The following is a 24,247-nucleotide window of genomic DNA, read 5'->3' as shown; positions in this document are numbered from 1 at the left end:
GCGGTGGGACACCGACCCGTCCGGGGGACACCCCCGGATCCGAATCGAACGTACCCACGCCCTCCACAGCACCGTCAATGGGGGTCCCACCACCGGTTTCGCCGTCCCCGGGGTGATCATCGGCACGCTCTGTGACGCTTCTCGCGGTGCCGTCCGGCTCCCCCGGACGACGGGTCGGCGCAACGCACTCCCCCGGTCGGCCGAACCCGGCCCGCGGGGCTGCGCCCGAACGCCCGCCGGGTGCGCCCAGGACGCCGGCCGGGCGCGGGACGCCCGCGGCGCCCGGCCGGTCGGCACCGCGCCGGGTCGCCCACCGACGCGGAGGTGTCGTCCGGCTCGGGAGCGCCCGGGTCCCGGGCCGGTACGGGCCGTGGGGCCCGCGACGGCCTGTGCTCGGGCCCCGGACGCCCTGCACGGTGCCGGGAGCGCCGGTGGGCCGCTCAGCGCGATCCGGCGCGCCCCCGGCGGCTCAGCGCGATCCCGGCGCGCCCCGGCCCGCTCAGTGCGACCCGGCGCGCGCCGAGGCCAGCTCCTCCCCCAGCGTCCGTGCCGCGTCCTGCAGCGCCACCGGATCCGGACCGGCCCGCAGGACCGACCGTGCGGCGACCGGCAGGACCGGACCGGCGGTCCCGGCGAACCGGGCGACGACGTCGGCGGGGCTCGCGCCCTGCGCGCCGAGCCCGGGCACCAGCACCGGACCGTTCACCCCGGACAGGTCCAGGCCGTGCTCCCGGGTCCCGCCGACGACGACGCCGACGTCCCCGCAGCCCCCGGCCCCAGCCCCGGAGTTGCGGACACCGGCCGCGTCGACCACGGCCTGGGCGACCGTGCCGCCCCCGGGAGCGGTCGCCAGCTGCACCGGCGCCCCCTCCGGGTTGGAGGTGCGCGCCAGCACGAACACGCCGCGCCCGGCCTCCGCCGCCGCGACGAACGCCGGCTCCAGCGAGTCGAACCCGAGGTAGGGCGACAGGGTGAGCGCGTCCGCGCCGAGCGGGGCGCCGACCCGCAGGTAGGCGTCCGCGTAGCCGTCCATCGTGGACCCGATGTCACCGCGCTTGGCGTCGAGCAGGGTGAGCGTCGGTGTCCCGGCGAACCCCGCCAGCAGCCGTTCCAGGACCGCGACACCCGCCGCGCCGTGCCGCTCGAAGAACGCCGCCTGCGGCTTCACGACCGCGACCGTCCCGGCGAACCCGGCCAGGCAGGCGTCGGCGAAGGACGCCAGCCCGTCGGCGTCGTCGGTCAGGCCCCACTGCGCGAGCAGCGCCGGGTGCGGGTCGATCCCCGCGCACAGCGGCCCGTGCGACGCGACGGCGTCGACGAGCCGCTGCCCGAACCCGGTCACTCGCCGGTCCGCAGGGCGGCGTGCGCCTGCTGCAGCGACCGCACGCCGAGCCCGCCGGAGGCGAGCGCCTCGATGCCCTGCACCGCCGCAGCGGCCCCCTGCACGGTGGTGACGCACGGGACACCGCGGGACACCGCGGCGGCCCGGATCTCGTAGCCGTCGACGCGCGGGCCCGGGTTCCCGACCGGGGTGTTGACGATCAGGTCGACGTCGCCCGCGAGGATCGTGTCGACGATCGTCGGGTTCTCCTTGCTCGACCCCTCCGAGTGCTTGCGCACCACGGTGACCTCGATCCCGTTGCGGCGCAGCATCTCCGCCGTACCCTCGGTGGCGAGCACCTCGAAGCCGATGTCGGCGAGGCGACGCACCGGGAACACCATGGCCCGCTTGTCGCGGTCGGCGATCGAGACGAACACCTTGCCCGACGTGGGCAGCGAGCCGTAGGCGGCGGCCTGCGACTTCGCGAACGCCCGGCCGAACGCCGAGTCGAAGCCCATGACCTCACCGGTGGACTTCATCTCCGGGCCGAGCAGCGGGTCGACACCCTGGCCCGCGGTGTTGCGGAACCGGTTGAAGGGCAGCACCGCCTCCTTGACCGCCACCGGCGAGTCGGCCGGGAGGGCCCCGCCGTCGCCGTCCGCCGGGAGCAGCCCCTCGGTGCGCAGCTCGGCGATCGTCGCGCCGAGCATGATCCGGGCCGCGGCCTTGGCCAGCGGCACCGAGGTCGCCTTGGACACGAACGGCACGGTCCGCGACGCCCGCGGGTTGGCCTCCAGCACGTAGAGCACGTCACCGTGCAGCGCGTACTGCACGTTGAGCAGGCCCCGGACGCCGACGCCGTGCGCGATCGCCGCGGTCGCCTCCCGCACCTTCACCATCACCGAGGAGCCCAGGGTGATCGGCGGGAGCGTGCACGACGAGTCGCCGGAGTGCACCCCGGCCTCCTCGATGTGCTCCATGACGCCGCCGAGGTAGACGTCCTCGCCGTCGCACAGGGCGTCGACGTCGATCTCGATGGCGTCGTCGAGGAACTTGTCGACCAGCACCGGGCGGTTCGACGAGATCGTGGTGGCGCGGGCGATGTAGCCGGCAAGCGACGACTCGTCGTAGACGATCTCCATGCCGCGCCCGCCGAGGACGTAGGACGGCCGCACCAGCACCGGGTAACCGATCCGGGACGCGATCTCCCGGGCACCGTCGAAGCTGGTGGCCATCCCGAACTCCGGCGCGGGCAGGCCCGCCTTCCGGAGCACCTCGCCGAACTCGCCGCGGTCCTCGGCCAGGTCGATCGCCGCGGCCGACGTCCCGACGACCGGCACCCCGGCCTCGGTGAGCCGCTGCGCCAGCCCGAGCGGCGTCTGGCCGCCGAGCTGGACGATCACACCCGCGACCGTGCCGGACTCCTGCTCGGCGTGCACGACCTCGAGGACGTCCTCGAAGGTCAGCGGCTCGAAGTAGAGACGGTCGGCGGTGTCGTAGTCGGTCGACACCGTCTCCGGGTTGCAGTTGACCATCACGGTCTCGAACCCGGCCTCGCGCAGCGCCATCACCGCGTGCACGCACGAGTAGTCGAACTCGATGCCCTGCCCGATCCGGTTCGGCCCGGAACCGAGGATGAGCACCTTCGGCCGCTCGGTCTGCGGGGCGATCTCCGACTCGGCCGCGGGATCGGTCTCGTAGGCCGAGTAGTGGTACGGGGTCTTCGCGGCGAACTCGGCGGCGCAGGTGTCCACGGTCTTGTAGACCGGCCGGATCCCGAGCCGGTGCCGCAGGCTCCGCACGCCGTCCTCGCCGGCGAACTCGGGCCGGACGGCGGCGAGCTGCCGGTCGGACAGGCCGTACCGCTTCGCCCGGCGCAGCAGCCCGGCGTCGAGCACCGGGGCCGCCTCCAGCTCGGCGCGGATCTCGCCGAGCAGCGCGATCTGGTCGACGAACCACGGGTCGATCCCGGACGCCTTGGCGACGTCGTCGACCGACTGGCCCGAGCGCAGCGCCCGCTCGACCTCGTAGATGCGGCCGTCGACCGGGGTCGTGTAGGAGGGCTCCCCCTCCGGGTCGGGCGTCGTCCAGAACCCGGCGCGGTCCCGCTCCATCGAGCGCAGCGCCTTGCCCAGCGCCTCGGGGAACGAGCGGCCGAGCGACATGGCCTCGCCGACCGACTTCATGGTCGTCGTCAGCTCGGGGTCGGCGCCGGGGAACTTCTCGAACGCGAACCGCGGGATCTTCACCGCGACGTAGTCCAGCGCGGGCTCGAACGCCGCGAGGGTCTCGCCGGTGATGTCGTTGCGGATCTCGTCGAGCGTGTAGCCGACGGCCAGCCGGGCGGCGATCTTCGCGATCGGGAACCCGGTGGCCTTCGACGCCAGCGCCGACGACCGGGACACCCGCGGGTTCATCTCGATCACGACCAGGCGCCCGGTCTCAGGGTGGATCGCGAACTGGATGTTGCAGCCGCCGGTGTCGACCCCGACCGCGCGCAGCACGGCGATGCCGACGTCGCGCATGTGCTGGTACTCGCGGTCGGTCAGCGTCATCGCGGGCGCGACGGTGATCGAGTCACCGGTGTGCACGCCCATCGGGTCGAGGTTCTCGATCGAGCAGACGACGACCACGTTGTCGTGGTGGTCGCGCATGAGCTCGAGCTCGTACTCCTTCCAGCCGAGCACCGACTCCTCGATGAGGACCTCGGTGACCGGGGAGGCGTCGAGCCCGGCACCGGCCAGGCGGTCCAGCTCGTCGGACGAGTGCGCCATGCCCGAGCCGAGCCCGCCCATGGTGAACGACGGCCGGATGACCACCGGCAGCCCGAGCTCGCCCGCGGCGGCCCGGACCTCGTCCATCGAGTGGCAGACCCGGGACCGCGGCACGTCGCCGCCGACCTGGGTGACGATGTCCTTGAACTTCAGCCGGTCCTCGCCGCGCTCGATGGCCTCGACGTCGGCGCCGATCAGCTCGACGCCGTAGCGCTCCAGGACACCGTTCTCGTGCAGGGCGATCGCGGTGTTCAGCGCGGTCTGCCCGCCCAGGGTCGCGAGGATCGCGTCCGGGCGCTCGGTGGCGATGACCTTCTCGACGAACTCGGGGGTGATCGGCTCGACGTAGGTGGCGTCGGCGAACTCCGGGTCGGTCATGATCGTCGCCGGGTTGGAGTTGACCAGCGAGACGCGGATGCCCTCGGCCTGCAGGACCCGGCACGCCTGGGTGCCGGAGTAGTCGAACTCGCAGGCCTGGCCGATGACGATCGGACCGGAGCCGATCACCATCACGTGCTGGATGTCGTCGCGGCGGGGCATCAGCGGTCCTCCTGCCGGGCCTGCTGGTCGTCCTGGTCGGACGAGGTGGTCGGGTCGGCCGGGGGTGGTGGCCAGGGTCGGTCGTCGACGGGGCCGGACCGGCCGGTCACCGGGTCGGCGTCCTCGGACGACCCGCCGGCGGGCGGGTCGGCGTCGTGGCGCAGGGCGTTCTCGACGTCGGAGAACGGTGCGGTGAGGGGGTCCGGGGTGCCGGGCCGCCCCACGGCGGGCATCCGGCCGGTCTCCGGCTCGGGATCCCCGGCCCGGTCCGGCACGGCCCGCGCACCGGCGGGCGGGGTGACCGGGAGCCGGGTGGTGTGGTCGGACCCGTCCGCGGTCCCGGTGTGCGGGCCCTCGGGGCTGCCGGGCTCGATCGGCGCGGCCGGCACCGCGGTGGCGGCCGGACGGTCCGGGTTCAGCTCCACCGACGGGCCCGCCGTCGCCGACGGCGGCGCGGCAGGCGAGGGCTGCGCGGTCTGCCCGGGGGCGGGGGCCGCTGCGCCTCCGGCGCCGGCCCGGGCGTCCGCCTCGGCCTCGTCCTCGGGCAGCACCTCGACCTCCGGGTACGGCGCGGGCTCGACGCCCTCGGGCCGCTGGCCGGCGACGCCGGCGTAGCCGACCGGGTGCTCCGCCATCAGCTGCACGAACCGGTCGAACAGGTCCGCGGCGTCGTGCGGGCCGGCTGCGGCCTCCGGGTGGTACTGCACCGAGAACGCCGGGAAGTCCAGCCCGGCCATGCCCTCGACGCAGCCGTCGTTCGGGCAGGTGTGGGTGATCTGCGCGCGGCCGTACGGGGTGTCGAACTCCTCGCCCGCCTCGCCGGCGACGGCGAAGCCGTGGTTCTGCGAGGTGATCGCGACCCGCCCGGTGGCGTGCTCGACGACCGGGATGTTGATGCCGCGGTGGCCGTAGCGCAGCTTGTAGGTGGAGCGGCCCAGCGCGCGGCCGAGGATCTGGTTGCCGAAGCAGATCCCGAACAGCGGGATCCGGCGCTCCAGCACCTGCTTCGCCAGCTCGACCGGGCCGTCGGCGGTGGCGGGGTCACCCGGGCCGTTGGCCAGGAAGAACCCGTCCGGGCGCAGCGACTCGACGGTCTCGATGGTGCTGGAGGCGGGCAGCACGTGCACCTCGATGCCGCGCGCCGCCATCATCCGCGGGGTGTTGAACTTGATCCCGACGTCGAGCGCGGCCACGACGAACCGCTTCTCCCCGACCGCGGGGACCACGTAGGTCTCGGCGGTGGTGACGGCGCCGTAGAGGTCGGCGCCCTCCATCTGCGGGCTCCCCTTCACCCGCTCGACGAGCTCGTCGTCGGGCGCCAGGGCGTCACCGGAGAAAATCCCGGCGCGCATCGCGCCCCGCTCGCGCAGGTGCCGGACCGCGGCGCGGGTGTCGATCCCCGCGACCCCGACGATCCCCTGCCCGCGCAGCGCGTCCTCCAGCGAGCCGGTGGACCGCCAGTTCGACGCCCGCCGGGCGGGGTCGCGCACGACGTAGCCGGCGACCTGGATGCCGGACGACTCGTCGTCGTCGTCGTTCCAGCCGGTGTTGCCGATCTGCGGTGCGGTCTGCAGCACGATCTGACGGTGGTACGACGGATCGGTCAGGGTCTCCTGGTAGCCGGTCATCCCGGTGGTGAAGACGGCCTCGCCGAGCGTCTCCCCGGTGGCGCCGTACGCCTCACCGCGGAAGATCCGCCCGTCCTCGAGCACCAGTAGCGCGGTCATTCCCGAACCTTCCCGTCCTGCGCCGTGATCCGGCCACGCAGAACCGTCGCGACCACCGCTCCGGGCAGCCGCATTCCCTCGTACGGCGTGTTCGCCGCCTTGCTCGCCAGGTTCGCCCCCCGGACCGTCCACACCGCGTCCGGGTCGACGAGCGCGAACGACGCCGGCTCCCCCTCCGCGATCGGACGGCCCTGGTCGGGCAGTCTCCCGATCTCCGCGGGGCGCTCGGAGAGCACCCGCGCCACGCCGTGCCAGTCCAGCAGACCCGGCTCGACCATGGTCTCGATCAGCACCGACAGCGCCGTCTGCAGGCCCAGCATGCCCGGCTTCGCGGCCTGCCACTCGGTGTCCTTGTACTGCTGCGCGTGCGGGGCGTGGTCGGTGGCGACGACGTCGATCACGCCCTCGGCCAGCGCCTCCCGCATCGCGCGGGTGTCGTCCGCGGTGCGCAGCGGCGGGTTCACCTTGTTGACCGGGTCGTAGCTCGACAGCCGGCTGTCGGTGAGCAGCAGGTGGTGCGGGGTGACCTCGGCGGACACCTGCACGCCCTGCGCCTTCGCTGCGCGCAGCACCTCGATGGTGCGGGCGGTCGAGATGTGGCAGACGTGCAGCCGGGCGCCGGCCTCGCGGGCCAGCGCGCAGTCCCGGGCGACGATCGTCTCCTCGGCGGTGGCGGGCCAGCCGGTCAGGCCGAGCCGGGCCGCGGCCGCGCCCTCGTGCGCCTGCGCGCCGCCGGTGAGCCGGTGGTCCTCGGCGTGCTGGGCGATCACGACGTCGAGCGCGGAGGCGTACTCCAGCGCCCGGCGCATGATCAGCGGGTCGTTCACGCAGCGGCCGTCGTCGGAGAACATCCGGACGCCGGCCCGCGAGTCGGTCATCGTGCCCAGCTCGGCGAGCTTCTCGCCGCCCAGCCCGACGGTGACGGCGCCGACCGGGTGGACGTCGACCAGCCCGATCTCGGCGCCGCGCCGCCACACGTGCTCGACGACGACGTCGGAGTCGGCGACCGGGTCGGTGTTCGGCATCGCGAACAGCGCGGTGAACCCGCCCAGTGCCGCGGCGCGGCTGCCGGTCTCGATCGTCTCGGACTCCTCGCCACCGGGCTCGCGCAGGTGGACGTGCAGGTCGACGAGCCCCGGCAGCAGGACGGCGCCCTTCGCGTCGAGCACCTCGACGCCGTCGGGGGCGGTCAGGCCGGTCCCGACGGCCGAGACGACACCGTCGGCGACGAGCACGTCGACCGGGTCCTCGCCGTAGGGCCGGGCGTTGGTGATCAGCAGGTCGGTCATTCGGGAGCTCCGGCGAGAAGGTGGTAGAGGACGGCCATCCGCACGTGCACGCCGTTGCGCACCTGGTGCAGCACCGCGGAGGACGGGGCGTCGGCGACCGCGGGGGCGATCTCCATGCCGCGGATCATCGGGCCGGGGTGCAGGACCACGGCGTCGTCGCGCAGGAGCCTCGAGCGGTCCTCGGAGAGCCCGTAGCGCACCGCGTACTCCCGCGAGGACGGGAAGAACCCGCCGTGCATCCGCTCCGCCTGCACGCGCAGCATCATCACCGCGTCCAGCGCGGGCAGCTCCGCGTCCAGCTCGTGCGAGACCCGGCACGGCCAGGACTCGACGCCGGCGGGCAGCAGCGTCGGTGGCGCCACCAGCACGACCTCGGCGCCGAGGGTGGCGAGCAGCAGCACGTTGGACCGCGCGACCCGGGAGTGCAGGACGTCGCCGACGATCGCGACCCGGCGCCCGGCGATGCCGCCGAGCCGGTCCCGCAGCGTCGCGGCGTCGAGCAGGGCCTGGGTGGGGTGCTCGTGGGTGCCGTCGCCTGCGTTGACGATCGCGGTGGGCGTGCCGGTGACCTCGCGGTCGGCGTCGATCCAGTGCGCGAGACGGTGCGCCGCGCCCGACGCCGGGTGCCGGGCCACCACGCAGTCGGCGCCCATCGACGACAGCGTGAGGGCGGTGTCGCGCAACGACTCGCCCTTCGAGACCGACGAGCCGGACGCCGACACGTTCACGGTGTCCGCGCTCATCCACTTGCCGGCGATCTCGAACGACACCCGGGTGCGGGTGGAGTTCTCGTAGAACATCGTGATGACCGTGCGGCCGCGCAGCGTCGGCAGCTTGCGGACCTCGCGGCCCAGCAGGGCCTGCCGCAGCCGGTCCGCGGTGTCGAGCAGCGCCGTGGCCTCGCTCGCGTCGAGGTCGGCGGCCGAGAGCAGGTGCCTCACGCGGACTCCCCCTGACCGATCCACACACCGTCGCTGCCGTCGATCTCGGTGAGCGACAGCAGGATCTGCTCCGAGCGCGAGGTCGGGACGTTCTTGCCGACGTAGTCGGCGCGGATCGGCAGCTCGCGGTGCCCGCGGTCGACGAGCACGGCCAGCTGGACGATCCGCGGACGGCCCTCGTCGCGCAGGGCGTCCAGCGCGGCGCGGGTGGTGCGCCCGGACATCAGGACGTCGTCGACGAGCACGACCAGCTTGTCGTCCACACCGCCCTCGGGCATCGCGGTGGACTCCAGCGCGCGGGCCGGGCCGCGCCGCAGGTCGTCGCGGTAGAGGGTGGCGTCGACCGAGCCGACGGCCGGGGCGACGCCGGCGAAGTCGGTGATGGCGGCGGCCAGCCGGTGGGCGAGATGGACCCCGCGGGTCGGGACGCCGAGCAGGACGAGGTCGTCCGGCCGGTCGGTGCCGAACGCGGTCTTCTCGATGATCTGGTGCGCGATGCGCGCGACGGTGCGGGTGACGTCGGCGGCCGAGAGCAGTTCCCTGCCCGGGTCCTGCGCGCCGATGTCCCCGCGGCGGTTCTGCGCCACGAGAGCTTCTCCTTCCCCGCCTCACCGGACGGGTCTTAAAGGACGGTGTTGCACGGCCAACCTAGCAACCGCACCGGTGTGACGCGGCTCCGGCCGATCGGCGTCACAGCGGTGTCCGTCACCCGTCGGAGGTCACGGTCCGGTGACGATCCGCATCGGTCACACCCGCTGTCGCTCCTGTCACTGCGATACCCGGTTCTGCCCTTGCGCACCCACAGGGGCGGGTGGTGCACACGCCCACCCACACCCAGCGCTACCGCTGACGAGGGATGCGGACTGCCCCGTTCGTGTGGGAAACCGCTCGTCAACCCCCCGAGCAGGGGGTCGAACTTGACCGCGCCGGACCGGACCCGGAAGATTACTCTCCGTATCAATCAGGGAACGTGCAGCGGGCATCGTGCACGGCGCCGCGGCGAGCGCGACGGACGGGGAACCGGACGCGCGAGCAGCCGCCCCGACCGGGAACCACCCACAGGGGCGACGGCAGGGCCACCTGCCGGCGCACCGGCGGTGACGACCGGTGGGGCCGCACGGACCGTAGGAACGAGGGGATCGATGGGCGACTACGCCAAGGCGCTCGGGGGAAAGCTCCGGGCGATCAGGCAGCAGCAGGGGCTGTCGCTGCACGGCGTCGAGCAGAAGTCGGGCGGCCGCTGGAAGGCCGTGGTCGTGGGCTCCTACGAGCGCGGCGACCGTGCCGTGACCGTGCAGAAGCTCGCCGAGCTCGCCGACTTCTACGGCGTGCCGGTGGCCGAGCTGCTGCCGGAGGGCCGGATCCCGTCCGGGAGCGAGCCCGCCACCAAGATCGTGATCAACCTGGAGCGGCTGCAACAGCTCCCCGCGGACAAGGTGGGCCCGCTGGCCCGCTACGCCGCGGCCATCCAGAGCCAGCGCGGCGACTACAACGGCAAGGTGCTCTCCATCCGTGCCGAGGACCTGCGCTCGCTCGCGATCATCTACGACATGTCCCCGGGTGAGCTGACCGACCAGCTCATCGACTGGGGTGTCCTGCCTCCCGAGGCACGCCCCGGGAACCCGGTGGGATGATGGGTCTGCGCCCGGCGCGTCCCAGGGGAAGGGTGACGCGCCCGGCGCCTCCACCGGCGGTGGCGGCCGGTGATCTGCACAGTCTCCCGGCCGCCGCCGACCGGCCCGTACGACGCGAGAGCCCGCATCCCGGTCCGGGGTGCGGGCTCTCGTCGTCGGGGTGTCGCTACAGCGTGGCGCGCAGGTGCTCGGCGATGTCGGAGATCTGCCCGAGGACGCCGTTGACGTAGCGCGGTGAGTCGTCGGTGGACAGCGTCCGCGCCAGCTCGACCGCCTCGGTGATGGCGACCGGGTCGTCGACGTCGTCCACCCACAGGAGCTCGTAGACGCCGATCCGCAGCAGGCCGCGGTCGACCGCCGGCATCCGGTCGACGGTCCAGCCCTCGGCGTGCTCGGCGAGCAGCTGGTCGATCCGCTCGCGGTGCGTCGCGACGCCCTCGACGAGCCGGGCGGCGTACTCCTGGACCGGCGGGGCGTCGTCGGTCTCGCGGCGGGCGGTGAGCACCTCCAGGGGTGCCTCACCGCGCGCCTCGGCCTCGAAGAGGATGTCCAGGGCCCGCTTACGGGCCTTGGTCCGTGCCCGCATCTCAGCTCGTGCGGCCGAGGTACCGGCCGTCCCGGGTGTCGACCTTCACCTTGGTGCCGGTCTCGAGGAACAGCGGGACCTGGATCTCGGCGCCGGTCTCCAGGGTGGCCGGCTTGGTGCCGCCGGTGGAGCGGTCGCCCTGCAGGCCGGGGTCGGTGTGCTCGATGATCAGCTCGACCGAGGTCGGAAGCTCGACGAACAGCGGCTCGCCCTCGTGCAGCGACACCTGGGCCGACGCGTTCTCCAGCAGGTACTTCGCGGCGTCGCCGACGGCCTTCGCCGAGATCGGGATCTGGTCGAAGGTGTCGCCGTCCATGAAGACGAAGTCGGAGCCGTCGCGGTACAGGTAGGTCATGTCGCGGCGGTCGACGGTCGCGGTGTCGACCTTGGTCCCGGCGTTGAAGGTCTTGTCGACGACCTTGCCGGACATCACGTTCTTCAGGGTGGTGCGCACGAACGCACCGCCCTTGCCGGGCTTGACGTGCTGGAACGCCGTCACGGTCCACAGCTGGCCCTCGAGGTTCAGCACCAGGCCGTTCTTCAGGTCGTTCGTGGTCGCCACGTGCGCGTTCTCCTGATCGGGTGTCGGGTCCTGCGGTCGGGCACCGCCGACGGCCCCGCGCCGGCGCGCCCACGGCCCGGCCGGCGGGGCGGGCGGCGCGTCGCGGGGGACGTCCCGGGTGCCTCGGGCGCACCCTCCCGCGCGGGCGGTGCGCACCTGTGTTGTCAAGGGTACCGGCACGCTGTTCACCTGCCCGTTCCGGGCCGCCTGCCAGGATGTGCCCATGACGGTGCGGGTGGTGGTGGCCGACGACCAGGCCGTGGTGCGTGCGGGGCTGCGGACGGTGCTGGCGGCGGCGCCGGACATCGAGGTCGTCGGCGAGGCGTCCGACGGCGGCGCGGCGGCCGAGCTGGCCGAGTCGCTGACCCCGGACGTGGTGCTGATGGACGTCCGGATGCCCGGCACCGACGGCATCGAGGGCACCCGGCGGATCCGGGCCCTGCGCGACCCGGGCATCCGGGTGCTGGTCGTGACGACGTTCGACCTGGACCGGCACGTGTACGACGCGCTGCGGGCCGGGGCGTCCGGCTTCGTGCTCAAGGACGTCGAGCCGGAGGACCTGCAGGTCGCGGTCCGCACGGTCCACGCGGGCCACGAGCTGTTCGCACCCTCGGTCACCCGGCGGCTGGTCGGGTCGTTCGTGCCCGCCGACCCGGAGCCCGGCGCCGGGCCCGCCGGTGCGCTGACCGAGCGCGAGCGTCAGGTGCTCGGCCTGGTGGCCGCCGGGCTGTCGAACGCCGAGATCGCGGCCCGGCTCGTCCTGGGCGGGACGACGGTCAAGACGCACGTGTCGAACCTGCTCACCAAGCTGGACCTGCGCGACCGGGTGCAGCTGGTGGTGTTCGCCTACGAGCACGGGCTGGTGGGGGCCGCCGGTGACGACGGCTGAGCCGCGCGACGACCGGCCCGGCCCGCTGCCGGGCACCCGGGCCGGCGACGCGGCACTGGCCTCGGCGGTCCTGCTCACCGCGCTGATGGAGGTGCTGTCGACGCGGGTGCCCGGGGCGCCCGTACTCCCCGGCCTGCTCCCCGGGGCGGCCGGCACGGTCGCGGGGACGCTGACCGCGACGGCGCTGGCCGCGATCGTCCTGGTGCGCCGGTACCGGCCGCGCCGGGCGTACGCGCTGGTGGCGATCGTGTCCGTGGTCCAGTTCGCGATGATCGCCACCCCGACGACGTACGTGTGGCCGGTCCTCGCGTTCGCGGTCGCGCGTGCCCCCGGGCGCGCCGCCGCCGTGCTGGTGCTCGGCTGGGCCGGCGCGGTCGCCGGGTTCACCGCGGCCGGTGTGCCGATGTTCGGCGACCTCGGCACCGCCGCGGGCGCCGCCGTCGGTGGTGGCCTGGTCATCGCCGTGCTGGTGCTGGCGGGCGGGGCGGCCGGGCGCTACACCCGGGCCGCGGCGCGGCGGGAGGACCGGATCCGGGAGGAGACCGAGCGGGCCCGGCGCTCGGCGGCGCTGCGCACCGAACGGGCCCGGATCGCCGAGGAGATCGGCAGCGGCGTGCTGTCCGGGCTGCACCGGCTGGTCGGGCTGACCCGGCGGTGGGAGCCGGCCGGTGCCGGTGCGGCCGTCCCGGTGGCGTCCGAGGCGGAGCTGCGGGCGCTCCGCGACCAGGCCCGGTCGGTGCTCGCCGCGATGCGGCGGGTGCTGGGGATCCTGCGCTCCCCCGACTCACCCGATCCCACCGACCCTGCCGACCCGCCCGGCTCCTCGGACTCCGGGACCGGCTCACCGGGCCCCGGAACCGGCTCACCGGGCCCCGCCGGCCAGGAGCCGCGTGCCCCGGACCGGCGGCGCGGATGGCCGCTGCCGGACCGGGCCGGGCTGGCCGCGCAGGCCGCGTTCCTCGTCGTCGCGCTGCCGGCGGCGGCGCTGCCCGTGCCGCCGTCGCTCGATCCGGATCTCGCACGGTTGCTGGGGACCTTCGGGCTGCCGTTCGAGTCGCTCCCCGGGCTGCTGGTGGTCGCGCTGCAGTTCGCGCTGATCGCCTGGTGGCGCACCGCGCCCGTCCCGGCGGTGCTGATCGCCGGCGTGTGCACGGTCGTCACCGCCGGGCTCGGCGCCACCAACCTGTTCGCCGACACGTCCTGGCTGCTGCTCGTCTGGGGTGCCGCGGCGTACACCCGGCCCCGGTGGTCCGGGCCCGCCGTCACGGTGTCGACGCTGACCTGGCTGGCCGGTGCGATGACGTTCGGCTACGCGAGCGCCGTCGGCGGCACGGCGTGGCTGCTCTTCGCCTGCCTCGGCACGGTGCCGGTGTGGGTCGCGGGCGTGCTGGTGCGGCGGCACCGGCTGGAGACCGAGCAGCGGCACCGGGACCGCGCGGAGGCCGGTGACCGCGACGCCGTCACCGGGGAGCGGCTGCGGGTCGCCCGCGACCTGCACGACGTCGTCGCCCACCACGTCAGCGCGATCGCGGTGCAGGCCGGGGCGGCACGGATGGCCGCGGACCCCGCCGTCCGCGCGGAGGCCGTCGCGCACGTCGCCGAGTCGGGGCGCCGGGTCGCCGAGGCGTTGCCCGAGCTCGAGGGCCTCACGCCGGACCCGCACGGTGTCCCGCTGGACGCGGCCGGTGTCGCGGAGCTCGTCGGCCCGTCGCGGGTCGCCGGCCTGCCGGTCACCGTCTCCGTCGAGGGCACGCCGCCCGCCGACACCGGCGACGCGGAGCTGTTCGCCCAGCGCATCCTCACCGAGTCGCTGACCAACGCGCTCCGGCACGCGGGCCGGTCCGGGACCCGGGTGCGGGTCGTGCACCGGGAGCCGGTGCTGGAGGTCGAGATCTCCGACGACGGCCCGGTCCCCGGCCACCGGCCCGACGGCCAGGGCTCCGGCCTGGGTCTGGTCGGCATGCGCGAACGGGTCGAGCTGCTCGGCGGCACGCTGCACGCGGGCCCCGGCGACGGGGCCGGCTGGACGGTGCACGCCGTGCTCCCCCGGGCGCCGCTCGTCCGCGGGGACGAGGCCGCGCCCGCCCCGATCTCGTCCTCCGCGCCGATCCGGAGCGATCCCCTCGCCACCTAGCGTCGGTGCCACCGACGGAGCAGCCGGGAGGGGCGATGACGGACCTGCGTGACGGGACCGACGGCGGGGCGGCGACGAGGGGTGCCGCCCCGCCTCCGGGGACCGGACGGCCGGGCGGCCCGTCGGTCGGCTGGACCGAGCTGCTGGTCGCGGCCCCGCTGTACCTCGTGCTCAGCGGGCTCGCCGGGTTCACCCTGTTCCTGGTGGGTGGCATGGCCGTGCTCGGCGCGGCCGTGCCGTTGCTCGCGCTCACCGGTGCCGCCACGCTCCTGACCGCGTTCGCCGTTCTCGCGATCCGGGTGCGGTGGATGCCCGCGATCGGCCTGCGCGCGACGACGGCGCGGTGGCTGCTGGTGGGCGTCGCCGCCGGCCTGGTGGCGCGCGGCCTCGCCTTCGGGGTCGGCTGGGCGTACCAGGAGATCACCGGCGACCTGTCGGACCCGCAGGCGTTCCTGGGCGAGGCACTGGCGGGCGACGACCTGCTCGTCCTCGCCGGCGTGATGCTCGCCGGGGCGGTGCTGGTGCCGTTCGCCGAGGAGGTGCTGTTCCGCGGGATCGGCTACGGCGCGCTGCGCCGCTACGGCGTGTGGGTCGCAGCGCCGGCGAGCGCGGCGGTCTTCGCGATCGCGCACGGCGTCAACGTCGTCCTGGTGATCGCGTTCCTGCTCGGCGTGGTCTGCGCGCTGCTCTACGAGCGGAGCCGCTCGATCTGGCCCGCCGTCGTGACGCACGCGGTGTTCAACGCGTCCGGCTTCGCGATCGCGACGCTGCTCCTGTGAGGGACACCGCTGCGGTGAGGGACACCGCGATGACCCTCGAGATCGACTCCCTGACCAAGCGGTACGGGTCGACCGTCGCGCTCGACGGCGTGACCCTCGACGTCCGCCCGGGCGAGATCCTGGGCTTCGTCGGGTCGAACGGCGCCGGCAAGACGACCACGATGCGGATCGCGCTCGGCGTGCTCGCCGCCGACGCCGGCGAGGTCCGCCTCGGCGGCAGGCCGGTGGACCTCGACGTCCGCCGCACCATCGGCTACATGCCCGAGGAGCGCGGGCTGTACCCGAAGATGAAGGTCGGCGAGCAGCTCGCCTACCTGGCCGAGCTGCACGGCGTCGGCCGGGCCGGCGCGCGGCGGGCCGTGCTCCGCTGGGCCGAACGGCTCGGGGTGGAGTCCCGCCTGGAGAGCACCGTCGACGCGCTCAGCCTCGGCAACCAGCAGCGGGTGCAGCTGGCGGCGGCGCTCGTCCACGATCCGGCCGTCCTCGTGCTGGACGAGCCGTTCTCCGGGCTGGACCCGGTGGCCGTCGACGTGATGAGCGAGGTGCTGCAGGAGAAGGCCCGGACGGGGGTGCCGGTGCTGTTCTCCAGCCACCAGCTCGACCTGGTGCAGCGCCTGTGCGACCGGGTCGGGATCATCGCGGCGGGCCGGATGCGGACGGTCGGGACGGTCGCGGCGGTACGCCGCGGCGGCGGGACCCGGCTGGAGGTACACGCCCCGGCCGCCCCGCCGGGCTGGGCGGACGGCCTGCCCGGCGTCGTCGTCGACCGGTTCGCCGACGGCCGCACCACCCTGCTGCTCGACGACCGTGCGAACGACCAGGACGTCCTCGCCGCCGCGCTCGCCACCGGGCCGGTGCACGGGTTCACCGTCCGCACCCCGTCCCTGACCGATCTCTACCGGGAGGTCGTCGCATGAGGGGCCCGCTGCCCGCGTCCCGGGCCGTCGCGCTGGTCGCCCGTCGTGAGTTCCGCGCCCAGGTCGTGAAGAAGAGCTTCGTGATCAGCAACGTGATCGTGCTGCTGGTCATCGCCGGTGGCATCGTCGCGTTCGCCGTGTTCGGCGGCTCCGGCGACGACCGCCCCGCCGTCGGTGTGGCCGGCCCGCCGGCGCTCGCGGCGGCCGTCGCCGCGGCCGGTGACCGGCTCGGGCTGCCGGTCGACGTGCGGCCGGTCGGCTCCGCCGACGCCGGGCGCGACGCCGTGCTCGCCGGGGACCTCGACGTCGCGGTGGTCCCCGCCGCCGACGGCGCCGTCGCGGTCGTCACCGAGGAGGTGCCCGGACCGGTCCGGGCCGTGCTCGACGCCGCCCTGCAGCAGCAGGCCCGCGACACCGCGCTGACCGGGCTGGGCGTCGACCCGGCCGAGCTCGACCGGAGCACCGCACCGGCGGTGCTCACCGTCGACGCCGCGGACCCGCCCGACCCGGAGGCCGGGCAGCGGACCGCGCTGAGCTTCGTGGCGCTGTTCCTGCTGTTCGGGCAGATCCTCGGGTTCGGCACGTACGTGGCGATGGGCGTGGTCGAGGAGAAGTCCAGCCGCGTCGTCGAGCTGCTGCTGTCCACGATCAAGCCGCTGCACCTGCTGTGGGGGAAGATCGTCGGCATCGGCGCGGTCGGGCTGTTGCAGCTCGCGCTGTACGGCGTCGTCGGGCTGACCGCCGGGCTCGCCACCGGTGTGCTCACGCTGACGGCGACCGCGGTCGGGGTGTTCGCGAGCGTGCTCGGCTGGTTCGTGCTCGGGTTCGCGTTCTACTCGGTCCTCTACGCGGCCGCCGGGTCGATGTTCTCCCGCCAGGAGGACATCAACACGACCACCGGCCCGCTGATGCTGAGCCTGTTCCTCCTCTACGGCGCGGCGTTCTACCACGTGAGCTCGCCGGACGACACGCTGGTCACGGTGCTCTCCTGGATCCCACCGTTCTCGGCGATACTGATGCCGCTGCGGATCGCCGACGGGTCGGCGACGGTCGTCCAGATCGTCGCGACCGTGCTGCTCATGCTGGCGGCGGTCGCCGCGCTGGCGTGGGCGAGCGCGCGGATCTACCACCGGTCGGTGCTGCGGATCGGCGCGGCGGTCCCGTGGCGGGAGGCGCTGGGCAGGAGCCGCTGATCAGACCTCGACGAGCTCGCGGGGCAGCGTCGTCAGCGGCACGGCCGGCCCGCCGGCGACGACGTGCAGGGTGTCCTCGATCCGCACCCCGCCCCGGCCGTCCAGGTAGACCCCAGGCTCGACGGTGACGACCTGACCGGCGGCGATCCGGCCGGTCCCGGCCTTCGACAGCCAGGGCGGCTCGTGCACGGCGAGGCCGACGCCGTGCCCGAGCCCGTGCGGGAACTGCTCGCCGTACCCGGCCTTCCCGATCACCTCGCGGGCGGCGGCGTCGACGGCGGCGACGGACGCGCCGTCGGCCAGCGCGTCCCGCCCGGCCGCTGCGGCCGTGTCGACGAGCGCGTGCAGCTCGCGCTGCCACTCCGCGGCCGGGCCGAGGCAGAACGTGCGGGTCGTGTCGGAGTGGTAGCCGTCCAGCGCCGCCCCGAAGTCGATCTTCACCAGATCCCCGCGCCGCAGCGGCGTGCCGGTGGGCCGGTGGTGCGGGACGGCCGAGTGCGCCCCCGCGGCCAGGATCGTCTCGAACGACGGCCCGGCCGCACCGAGCCGCCGCATCCGGTCCTCCAGGTCGAGCGCCACCTCCCGCTCGGTGCGGCCGGCTGCCAGCCCGCCGGCATCGAGCAGGTCGCGCAGGGCGGTGTCGGCCAGCTCGCAGGCGGCGCGGATCGCGGCGACCTCGCCGTCGTCCTTGACCGCGCGCAGCCGCCCCGCCAGGCCGGGCGCACGGCGCAGCAGGCGGCCGGGGGCGGCGTCGCGGACGGCGGCGAGCCCGTCGACGGTCACGGTCGCCGAGTCGTAGCCGAGCACCCGACCGGCCGGGACCTGCGCCGCCGCGGCGGGCGCGCTCGGCCGGTCGATCACGACGGCGAGGCCCGGGCACTGCTCGGCCGCCTGGATCCGGTAGCGCCCGTCGGTGCAGAGCAGGTCCCCCGCGGGGTCGACGGCCACGACGGCGGCCGCGTTGGACCCGGTGAACCCGGTGAGGTGGCGGACGTCGAGCAGGTCGGTGACCAGCAGCGCGTCCAGCCCGGCGGTGTGCAGGAGCCCGCGCAGCGAGTCACGGCGGTCGGGGTGGCCCATGCATCCGACCCTATGTCCTAGGGTCACGCGCATGGGCCTGTACTTCCGCCAGCTGCTCTCCGGGCAGGACTACGCCGTGGGCGACCCGGTGGCCACCCAGATGGTCAACTTCTCGTACCTCATCGGGGACACGGGGACGCGGGAGGCCGTCGTCGTCGACCCCGCCTACTCCCCCGACGAGCTGCTGGCCACCCTCGACGCCGACGGCATGCGGCTCACCGGAGTGCTGGCCACCCACCACCACCCCGACCACGTCGGCGGCTCGATGATGGGCTTCGACCTCGTCGGCGTCGCGGACCTGCTGGGGAAGAACCCGGTGCCGATCCACGTGCAGCGCCCGGAGGCCGACTACGTGACCCGGGTGACCGGACTGTCGGCGACCGACCTGACCGCGCACGACCACGACGACGTCATCGAGGTCGGCGACGTCGCGATCCGGCTGCTGCACACCCCCGGGCACACCCCGGGCAGCCAGTGCTTCCTGGTTCCCGACCCGGAGGGCGGCGACAAGCTCGTCGCCGGCGACACGTTGTTCCTGCAGGGCTGCGGGCGCACCGACTTCCCGGGCGGCGACGCCGCGCAGATGTACCACTCGCTGCAGCAGCTGGCGTCGCTCAAGGGCAACCCGACCGTCTACCCGGGGCACCGCTACTCGGACGCGCCGAGTGCCCCGCTCGACGACGTGCAGCGCACGAACATGGTCTACCGCGCCGGTTCCGCCGAGCAGTTCGTGGCGGCCTTCGGGCAGTGAGCCCCCGCGCGGTCCTGCTGGTCGAGGGGGCCAGCGACGCCGCCGCGATCGAGACCCTCGCCCGCCGGCGCGGCCGCCCGCCGGACGGCGTCGCGATCGTCGTGCTGCACGGTTACACGAACCTCCCGGCGGCGCTGCGAGCGCTCGCCCCGGCGGCCCCGGAGCGGGTCACCGTGCTGTGCGACGCCGGTGCCGAGGCGTGGGTGCAGCGTGCTCTCGTCCCCGGGACGCGCTGCCGGGTCTGCCGCGAGGACCTGGAGGACGAGATGATCCGCGCCCTCGGGGTGGAGCGGGTGCGTGGGCTCGTCGGTGAGCAGGGCGAGCTGCCCGGGCTGCGGACCCTGGAGCGCCAGCCCGCCCAGCGCGGACGGACCCCGGCGCAGCACCTGCACCGGTTCCTCGGGGTGCGGTCCGGGCGCAAGGCCCGCTACGGGGCCGTGCTCGCGGCGGCCCTGGACCTCGCCGCGCTGCCGGAGCCGCTGGGTGCGGCACTGGACGACGTCGGTCTCTGAGGGCCCGCCCCGAGCCGCACCCACTTCCCCCTGGCCCTGCCACGACCAGGACTTTCGACCCGGTCGGGCGGATCGCCCGAGCGGGATCATCGGCGCCGACGGCGTCCGGCCACCCGCGCCGACGGCCCGGGTGGCAGGACGACGACGAGCCGATGATCCCGAGCGGAGGAGCCGGACATGGTCGACGCGGCCGACAACACGGGTGGGGCGGCCCCGACCGCCCGCGGTACGGGGACCGAGACGTCGCGGCGGGTCCGCGCGCTGGTCGTGCTGCGCGGGGTGCTGCTCCTCGCGTTCGGCCTGGCGGTGCTGCTGATCCCGGGATTCGCACTGCTCGCCCTGATCTACGTCTTCGGCGCCTACGCGCTGGTCGACGGCATCACCGCGATCGTCCTGGGGATCCGGCACCGCGCGGAGCGCCCCGGCTGGGGCTGGACGGTGGCCCAGGGCGTCGTGTCGGTGCTCGCCGGTCTGATCGCGTTCGCGCTGCCCGCGGCCGCCGCGATGGCGATCCTGTTCGTGATCGCGTTCTGGGCGATCCTCGCCGGCATCGTCACCGCGATCTCGGCGAACGAGGTCCGCAAGCACGACGGACCGTGGGGCTGGATCGCGGTCCGGGCCGGGCTGAACGTGCTGATCGGCATCCTGCTGCTGGTGTGGCCGGCGACCGGCATCATGGCGCTGCTCTGGCTGTTCGGCCTGTTCGCGGTCGTCACCGGCATCGTGTTCGTGGTGCAGGCGTTCCGGTCGGAGTCGCACCCCGCGGTCGGCTGACGCGGTCCGGCCCGATGCTCGGCCGACCCGATGCTGCTCGGCCGGCCCGCCCTCGGTCGGCCCGCGCTCGGCCGGCCCGCCCTCGGTCGGCCCGCGCTCGGCCGGACCGCGCTCGGCCGGCTCAGCCGGTGATCGCCGCGTAGGCGGTCTCCAGCAGGGCCGGGTCCGGGCCCTCCAGGCGGCCCGGCTTCGCCAGGCCGTCGAGCACGACGAACCGCAGCGTGCCCGCCCGGGACTTCTTGTCCCCGCGCATCGACGCGGTGAGCTCGGGCAGCACGCCCGGCTCGTACGCCGTCGGCAGGCCCACCAGCTCCAGCACCTCCCGGTGCAGGTCGGCGGTGGCGTCGTCGAGCCGCCCGGCCGCACGGGCGAGCTCGGCGGCGAAGACCAGGCCGACGGACACCGCGTTGCCGTGCCGCCACCGGTACTCCTCGCGCCGCTCGATCGCGTGGCCGAGGGTGTGGCCGTAGTTGAGGATCTCCCGCAGGTGGGACTCGCGGAGGTCGGCGCCGACGACGTCGGCCTTCACCCGGATCGCCCGGCGCACCAGCTCGGTGAGCACCGGGCCGGCCGGGTCGAGCGCGGCGGCCGGGTCGGCGCGGACCCGGTCGAGGATCACGGGATCGGCGATGAAACCCGCCTTCCACACCTCGGCCGACCCCGCGACGAGCTCGGCGCGGGGCAGCGTCCGCAGCGTGTCGGTGTCCACGAGCACCGCCGACGGCTCGTGGAACGCCCCGACGAGGTTCTTCCCCGCCGCGGTGTTGATGCCGGTCTTGCCCCCGACCGCGGCGTCGACCATCGCGAGCAACGTGGTCGGGACGTGCACGACCGCGATGCCGCGCATCCAGCTCGCCGCGACGAACCCGGCGAGGTCGGTGACCGCTCCCCCGCCGAACCCGACGACGACATCGGCGCGGGTCAGCGCAGCGTCGGCGCACGCCTGCCAGCAGGCGGCGAGCGAGTCGAGCGACTTGCCGGCCTCGGCGTCGGCGACCTCGATCGTGGTCGCGGTGATCCCGGCCGCGGCCAGCTCGTCGCGGGCGGCTCCGGCCCGGTCGGCCAGCGTCGGCGGGTGGACGACCAGCGCGCGGCCCGCCCCGGTCGCGGCGACGGTCCCCGCCAGGCGGGACGCCACGCCGGCACCGACGAGCACGGGGTAGGGCCGCTCGGCGTTCACGTCGATGCGGACGGCACCGTCGCTCTCGAGGACGCCGGAGGCGTCGGGGAGCTCGGTGGTCATCGGGCCTCCAGCCGGTCCTGCGGGCCGTCCGCCGTGTCGCCGGACCCGTCGTCGGGAGCGCCGAAGCCGGGGCTGGGCAGGGCGGAGTCCTGCCGCGGCGTCGGGCGGTCGTGCGGGTCGGCCGAGGCCGGGTCGGCGTCGGCGGCCTCGCCACCGGGCAGCCCGAACGCCGTCAGCACCTCGGCCACGACCTGGTTCGGGCTGCGCCGCGCGGTCTGCACCCGGACGGTGGCGACCTCGGCGTAGAGCGGTGCCCGGTCGGCGAGCAGCGACCGGAACGTCGCCCGCGGGTTCACCCCGGCGAGCAGCGGCCGCGCCGTGGACATCCCGGTGCGGCGCATCCCGTCGGCGAGATCGACGTCCAGCGCGACGACCCGGTGCTCCCCCAGCAGTTCACGGGTCTCGGCCGCGAGAACCGATCCGCCGCCGAGGGCGAGCACCCCGTGCCCGGCGCGGAGCTGCTCGGCGACGACCTCGCGCTCCAGCGTCCGGAACGCGGCCTCGCCCTCCTGCACGAACATCTCGGCGATCGGCTTGCCGATGCGCTCGACGACGGCGGCGTCGGTGTCGGCGAACACCAGGCCGAGCCGCTCCGCGAGGAGGGTGCCGACGGTCGTCTTGCCCGAGCCGGGCGGACCGACCAGGACGACCCAGGGGCGGCCCGCGTCGTCCGGTCCGGGGGCGCTCACCGGTCACCCGCCAGGTACGCGGCGACGTTGCGCCGGGTCTCGGCGATCGAGTCGCCGCCGAACTTCTCCAGCGCCGCCTGGGCCAGCACCAGCGCCACCATCGTCTCGACGACGACACCGGCCCGCGGGACGGCGCAGGCGTCGGAGCGCTGGTGGATGGCGGTGGCCTCCTCACCGGTCACGGTGTCGACGGTGCGCAGCGCGCGCGGCACGGTCGAGATCGGCTTCATCGCGACCCGGACGCGGACCGGCTCGCCGTTCGTCATGCCGCCCTCGATGCCCCCGGCGCGGTTGCTGAGCCGGGTGACGGGGACGGTGCCCGCGGGCCCCTCGCCGCGCGCTCCGGAGGGGACCATCTCGTCGTGCGCGACGGACCCGCGACGGTGGGCGGTGCGGAACCCGTCACCGATCTCGACGCCCTTCATGGCCTGGATCCCCATCAGGGCGGACGCGAGCCGGGCGTCGAGCCTGCGGTCCGCCTGCACGTAGGTACCGACGCCGACCGGCATCCCGTACGCGATGACCTCGATGACGCCGCCGAGGGTGTCGCCGTCGTCGTGGGCGGCGTCGATCTCGGCGGCCATGCGGGCGCCGGTCTCCTCGGTGAAGGCACGGACCGGGTTGGCGTCGATGCGCTCCAGGTCGTCGGGTCCGGGGAGCGGCTCGTCGTCGGGGGCGTCGACGGCGCCGATCCCGACGACGTGCGACACGATCCGCACACCGAGCGCCTGCTCGAGGAACGCCTTGGCGACGGTGCCGAGCACGACGCGGGCGGCCGTCTCCCGGGCGCTGGCGCGCTCCAGGACCGGGCGGGCCTCGTCGAAGCCGTACTTCGTCATGCCGGCGAGGTCGGCGTGCCCGGGGCGCGGCCGGGTGAGCGGCGCGTTGCGGGCACGGTGCGCGATGAGCTCCGGGTCGACCGGGTCGGCGGCCATCACCGTCTCCCACTTGGGCCACTCGGTGTTGGCGATCCGCACGGCGACCGGGCCGCCCTGGGTGAGACCGTGCCGGATCCCGCCGACGACCTCGAGCTCGTCGGCCTCGAACGCCATCCGCGGGCTCCGGCCGTAGCCGAGCTTCCGGCGGGCCAGCTCGGCCTGCAACTCCTTGGTGGTGACCCCGACACCGGCGACCATGCCCTCGAGCACGCCCACCAGCGCCGGACCGTGGGACTCCCCGGCGGTGATCCATCGCAGCACGGCGTCCATCCTCTCACCCGGGGTTCCGGGCCGACCGTCGGTACTCACGCCGCCGCACCCGCCCCGACCACCGCGAGTGCCGACGCGAGGAGGACCGGCCCGTGCGGGAGCCTGCTCCCCCAGCGGGCCCGCCCGACCGCCAGGGCGCACCCCGCCACGACGGCCGACAGGACCGCGGCGAGCAGGGCCGCCGCCGGCAGCGCCGACCAGGCCGGACCGGTCACCGCGGCGCCGACCGGCAGCGCGAGCTTCACGTCACCGGCACCCATCGCCGGCGGTGAGACCAGGTGGACCGCCGCGTACGCGGCCCCGAGCAGCACCGCACCGGCCATGCCGCGCAGCACCGCGGCGGCACCGGCCGGCACGAGGGCGCCGACCACCAGCGGGAGCGCGGGCAGGGTCAGCGCGTTCGGCAGCCGCCTGCGCAGCAGGTCGGTCGCCGAGCCGGCGACGCCGAGCCAGGTCAGAGCCGCCAGCAGCGGCACCCACCGGGCCTCGACCAGGCCGGTGACGACGAGCGCCGCGACGACCGCCCACAGCGTGCCGGTCCCTGCCTCGCACCACGGCGACTCGACCGGTGTGCCCCGGCGCATCCGCGAGAGCCCGAGGCGGGTGAGCGCTCCGGCGAGCGCACCGGCACCGGCGGCGAGGAGCGGGACGGTGAGGAGGGTGAGCAGGTCCATGCGTCCAGCCTGCGGGCTCCCGGCCGGATC

General features: G+C 75.0%; 21 protein-coding genes and 1 pseudogene. 9 read left to right on the top strand and 13 right to left on the bottom strand.

What is annotated here, in order from left to right; all coding sequences use genetic code 11:
* Window positions 1–499: 499 nt before the first annotated feature.
* The 6 genes and pseudogenes from pyrF to pyrR form a co-directional block, all read right to left on the bottom strand.
* Window positions 500–1,342, bottom strand: coding sequence for an orotidine-5'-phosphate decarboxylase (pyrF, locus tag PP1_RS28970; RefSeq protein ID WP_075314361.1), 843 nt, complete (start codon window positions 1,340–1,342; stop codon window positions 500–502).
* A complete protein-coding gene (gene carB / locus PP1_RS28965) occupies window positions 1,339–4,635 on the bottom strand; it encodes a carbamoyl-phosphate synthase large subunit (RefSeq protein ID WP_010234028.1) in 3,297 nt (1,098 codons plus the stop codon). Before carB ends, pyrF begins: the two co-directional genes overlap by 4 nt.
* Window positions 4,636–5,267: 632 nt before the next feature.
* A pseudogene (carA, locus tag PP1_RS28960) lies at window positions 5,268–6,362 on the bottom strand (glutamine-hydrolyzing carbamoyl-phosphate synthase small subunit); the annotation flags it as partial.
* Entirely contained in the window at window positions 6,359–7,651 is a 1,293-nt protein-coding gene (locus tag PP1_RS28955) for a dihydroorotase (protein WP_010227100.1), read from the bottom strand. The pseudogene carA and the gene PP1_RS28955, both read right to left, overlap by 4 nt.
* A complete protein-coding gene (locus PP1_RS28950; RefSeq protein ID WP_010227099.1) occupies window positions 7,648–8,592 on the bottom strand; it encodes an aspartate carbamoyltransferase catalytic subunit in 945 nt (314 codons plus the stop codon). The genes PP1_RS28955 and PP1_RS28950 overlap by 4 nt, the downstream gene beginning before the upstream one ends.
* The gene (gene pyrR / locus PP1_RS28945) at window positions 8,589–9,179 is read right to left on the bottom strand and encodes a bifunctional pyr operon transcriptional regulator/uracil phosphoribosyltransferase PyrR (protein ID WP_010227098.1); all 591 of its coding nucleotides are present in this window, start codon (window positions 9,177–9,179) and stop codon (window positions 8,589–8,591) included. The genes PP1_RS28950 and pyrR overlap by 4 nt, the downstream gene beginning before the upstream one ends.
* A 555-nt stretch (window positions 9,180–9,734) precedes the next feature.
* On the opposite strand from pyrR, the gene bldD reads away from it, so the two are divergent.
* The gene (bldD, locus tag PP1_RS28940; RefSeq protein WP_010227097.1) at window positions 9,735–10,226 is read left to right on the top strand and encodes a transcriptional regulator BldD; all 492 of its coding nucleotides are present in this window, start codon (window positions 9,735–9,737) and stop codon (window positions 10,224–10,226) included.
* A gap of 166 nt (window positions 10,227–10,392) precedes the next feature.
* On the opposite strand, the gene nusB is transcribed toward bldD, so the two are convergent.
* Together nusB and efp are read right to left on the bottom strand one after the other, a co-directional pair.
* Entirely contained in the window at window positions 10,393–10,812 is a 420-nt protein-coding gene (gene nusB / locus PP1_RS28935; protein ID WP_010227096.1) for a transcription antitermination factor NusB, read from the bottom strand.
* Window position 10,813: 1 nt separating this feature from the next.
* Complete coding sequence (gene efp, locus PP1_RS28930; RefSeq protein WP_060576593.1) at window positions 10,814–11,374, bottom strand: elongation factor P; 561 nt, start codon at window positions 11,372–11,374, stop codon at window positions 10,814–10,816.
* 223 nt (window positions 11,375–11,597) lie between these two features.
* Here efp and PP1_RS28925 point away from each other — a divergent pair, with 223 nt between their 5' ends.
* Genes PP1_RS28925 through PP1_RS28905 form a run of 5 tightly spaced genes read left to right on the top strand, consistent with a single transcriptional unit; the run spans window position 11,598 to window position 17,286 of the window.
* Window positions 11,598–12,263, top strand: coding sequence for a response regulator (locus PP1_RS28925; RefSeq protein ID WP_029239141.1), 666 nt, complete (start codon window positions 11,598–11,600; stop codon window positions 12,261–12,263).
* Window positions 12,250–14,397, top strand: coding sequence for a sensor histidine kinase (locus PP1_RS28920; RefSeq protein WP_075314363.1), 2,148 nt, complete (start codon window positions 12,250–12,252; stop codon window positions 14,395–14,397). Before PP1_RS28925 ends, PP1_RS28920 begins: the two co-directional genes overlap by 14 nt.
* Window positions 14,398–14,432: 35 nt before the next feature.
* Window positions 14,433–15,176, top strand: a complete 744-nt coding sequence (locus PP1_RS28915; RefSeq protein WP_010229233.1) for a CPBP family intramembrane glutamic endopeptidase — start codon at window positions 14,433–14,435, stop codon at window positions 15,174–15,176.
* 29 nt (window positions 15,177–15,205) lie between these two features.
* Window positions 15,206–16,093: an ABC transporter ATP-binding protein gene (locus tag PP1_RS28910; RefSeq protein WP_010229231.1), complete on the top strand. Its 888-nt coding sequence runs from the start codon at window positions 15,206–15,208 to the stop codon at window positions 16,091–16,093.
* Complete coding sequence (locus PP1_RS28905) at window positions 16,090–17,286, top strand: ABC transporter permease (RefSeq protein WP_075314365.1); 1,197 nt, start codon at window positions 16,090–16,092, stop codon at window positions 17,284–17,286. Before PP1_RS28910 ends, PP1_RS28905 begins: the two co-directional genes overlap by 4 nt.
* Here PP1_RS28905 and PP1_RS28900 read toward each other — a convergent pair whose 3' ends face one another.
* A complete protein-coding gene (locus PP1_RS28900) occupies window positions 17,287–18,366 on the bottom strand; it encodes a M24 family metallopeptidase (protein WP_075314367.1) in 1,080 nt (359 codons plus the stop codon).
* Between the two features lie 31 nt (window positions 18,367–18,397).
* Here PP1_RS28900 and PP1_RS28895 point away from each other — a divergent pair, with 31 nt between their 5' ends.
* The 3 genes from PP1_RS28895 (at window position 18,398) to PP1_RS28885 (ending at window position 20,403) form a co-directional block, all read left to right on the top strand.
* The gene (locus PP1_RS28895) at window positions 18,398–19,117 is read left to right on the top strand and encodes an MBL fold metallo-hydrolase (RefSeq protein WP_010228619.1); all 720 of its coding nucleotides are present in this window, start codon (window positions 18,398–18,400) and stop codon (window positions 19,115–19,117) included.
* On the top strand, window positions 19,114–19,629 hold the full coding sequence (locus PP1_RS28890; protein ID WP_010228620.1) for a hypothetical protein: 516 nt from the start codon (window positions 19,114–19,116) through the stop codon (window positions 19,627–19,629). The genes PP1_RS28895 and PP1_RS28890 overlap by 4 nt, the downstream gene beginning before the upstream one ends.
* Window positions 19,630–19,806: 177 nt before the next feature.
* Window positions 19,807–20,403 carry an HdeD family acid-resistance protein gene (locus tag PP1_RS28885; protein WP_010228621.1) on the top strand — a complete coding sequence of 199 codons (597 nt, stop codon included), beginning with the start codon at window positions 19,807–19,809 and terminating at the stop codon, window positions 20,401–20,403.
* Between the two features lie 121 nt (window positions 20,404–20,524).
* Here PP1_RS28885 and aroB read toward each other — a convergent pair whose 3' ends face one another.
* From aroB to PP1_RS28865, 4 genes are read right to left on the bottom strand one after another with little or no spacing between them, the layout of a single operon-like run.
* Entirely contained in the window at window positions 20,525–21,646 is a 1,122-nt protein-coding gene (gene aroB / locus PP1_RS28880) for a 3-dehydroquinate synthase (protein ID WP_010228623.1), read from the bottom strand.
* Complete coding sequence (locus tag PP1_RS28875) at window positions 21,643–22,335, bottom strand: shikimate kinase (protein WP_010228625.1); 693 nt, start codon at window positions 22,333–22,335, stop codon at window positions 21,643–21,645. Before PP1_RS28875 ends, aroB begins: the two co-directional genes overlap by 4 nt.
* Entirely contained in the window at window positions 22,332–23,534 is a 1,203-nt protein-coding gene (gene aroC, locus PP1_RS28870) for a chorismate synthase (protein WP_029239459.1), read from the bottom strand. The genes PP1_RS28875 and aroC overlap by 4 nt, the downstream gene beginning before the upstream one ends.
* A gap of 44 nt (window positions 23,535–23,578) precedes the next feature.
* Window positions 23,579–24,217, bottom strand: coding sequence for a prepilin peptidase (locus tag PP1_RS28865; RefSeq protein WP_010228629.1), 639 nt, complete (start codon window positions 24,215–24,217; stop codon window positions 23,579–23,581).
* Window positions 24,218–24,247: the final 30 nt, after the last annotated feature.

It is taken from the genome of Pseudonocardia sp. P1, from assembly GCF_000178675.2.
In the GTDB taxonomy this organism is placed as follows: Bacteria; Actinomycetota; Actinomycetes; order Mycobacteriales; family Pseudonocardiaceae; genus Pseudonocardia.
Note: the sequence above shows the minus strand (reverse complement) of the source record. Positions and strands in the feature narration are given on the sequence as shown.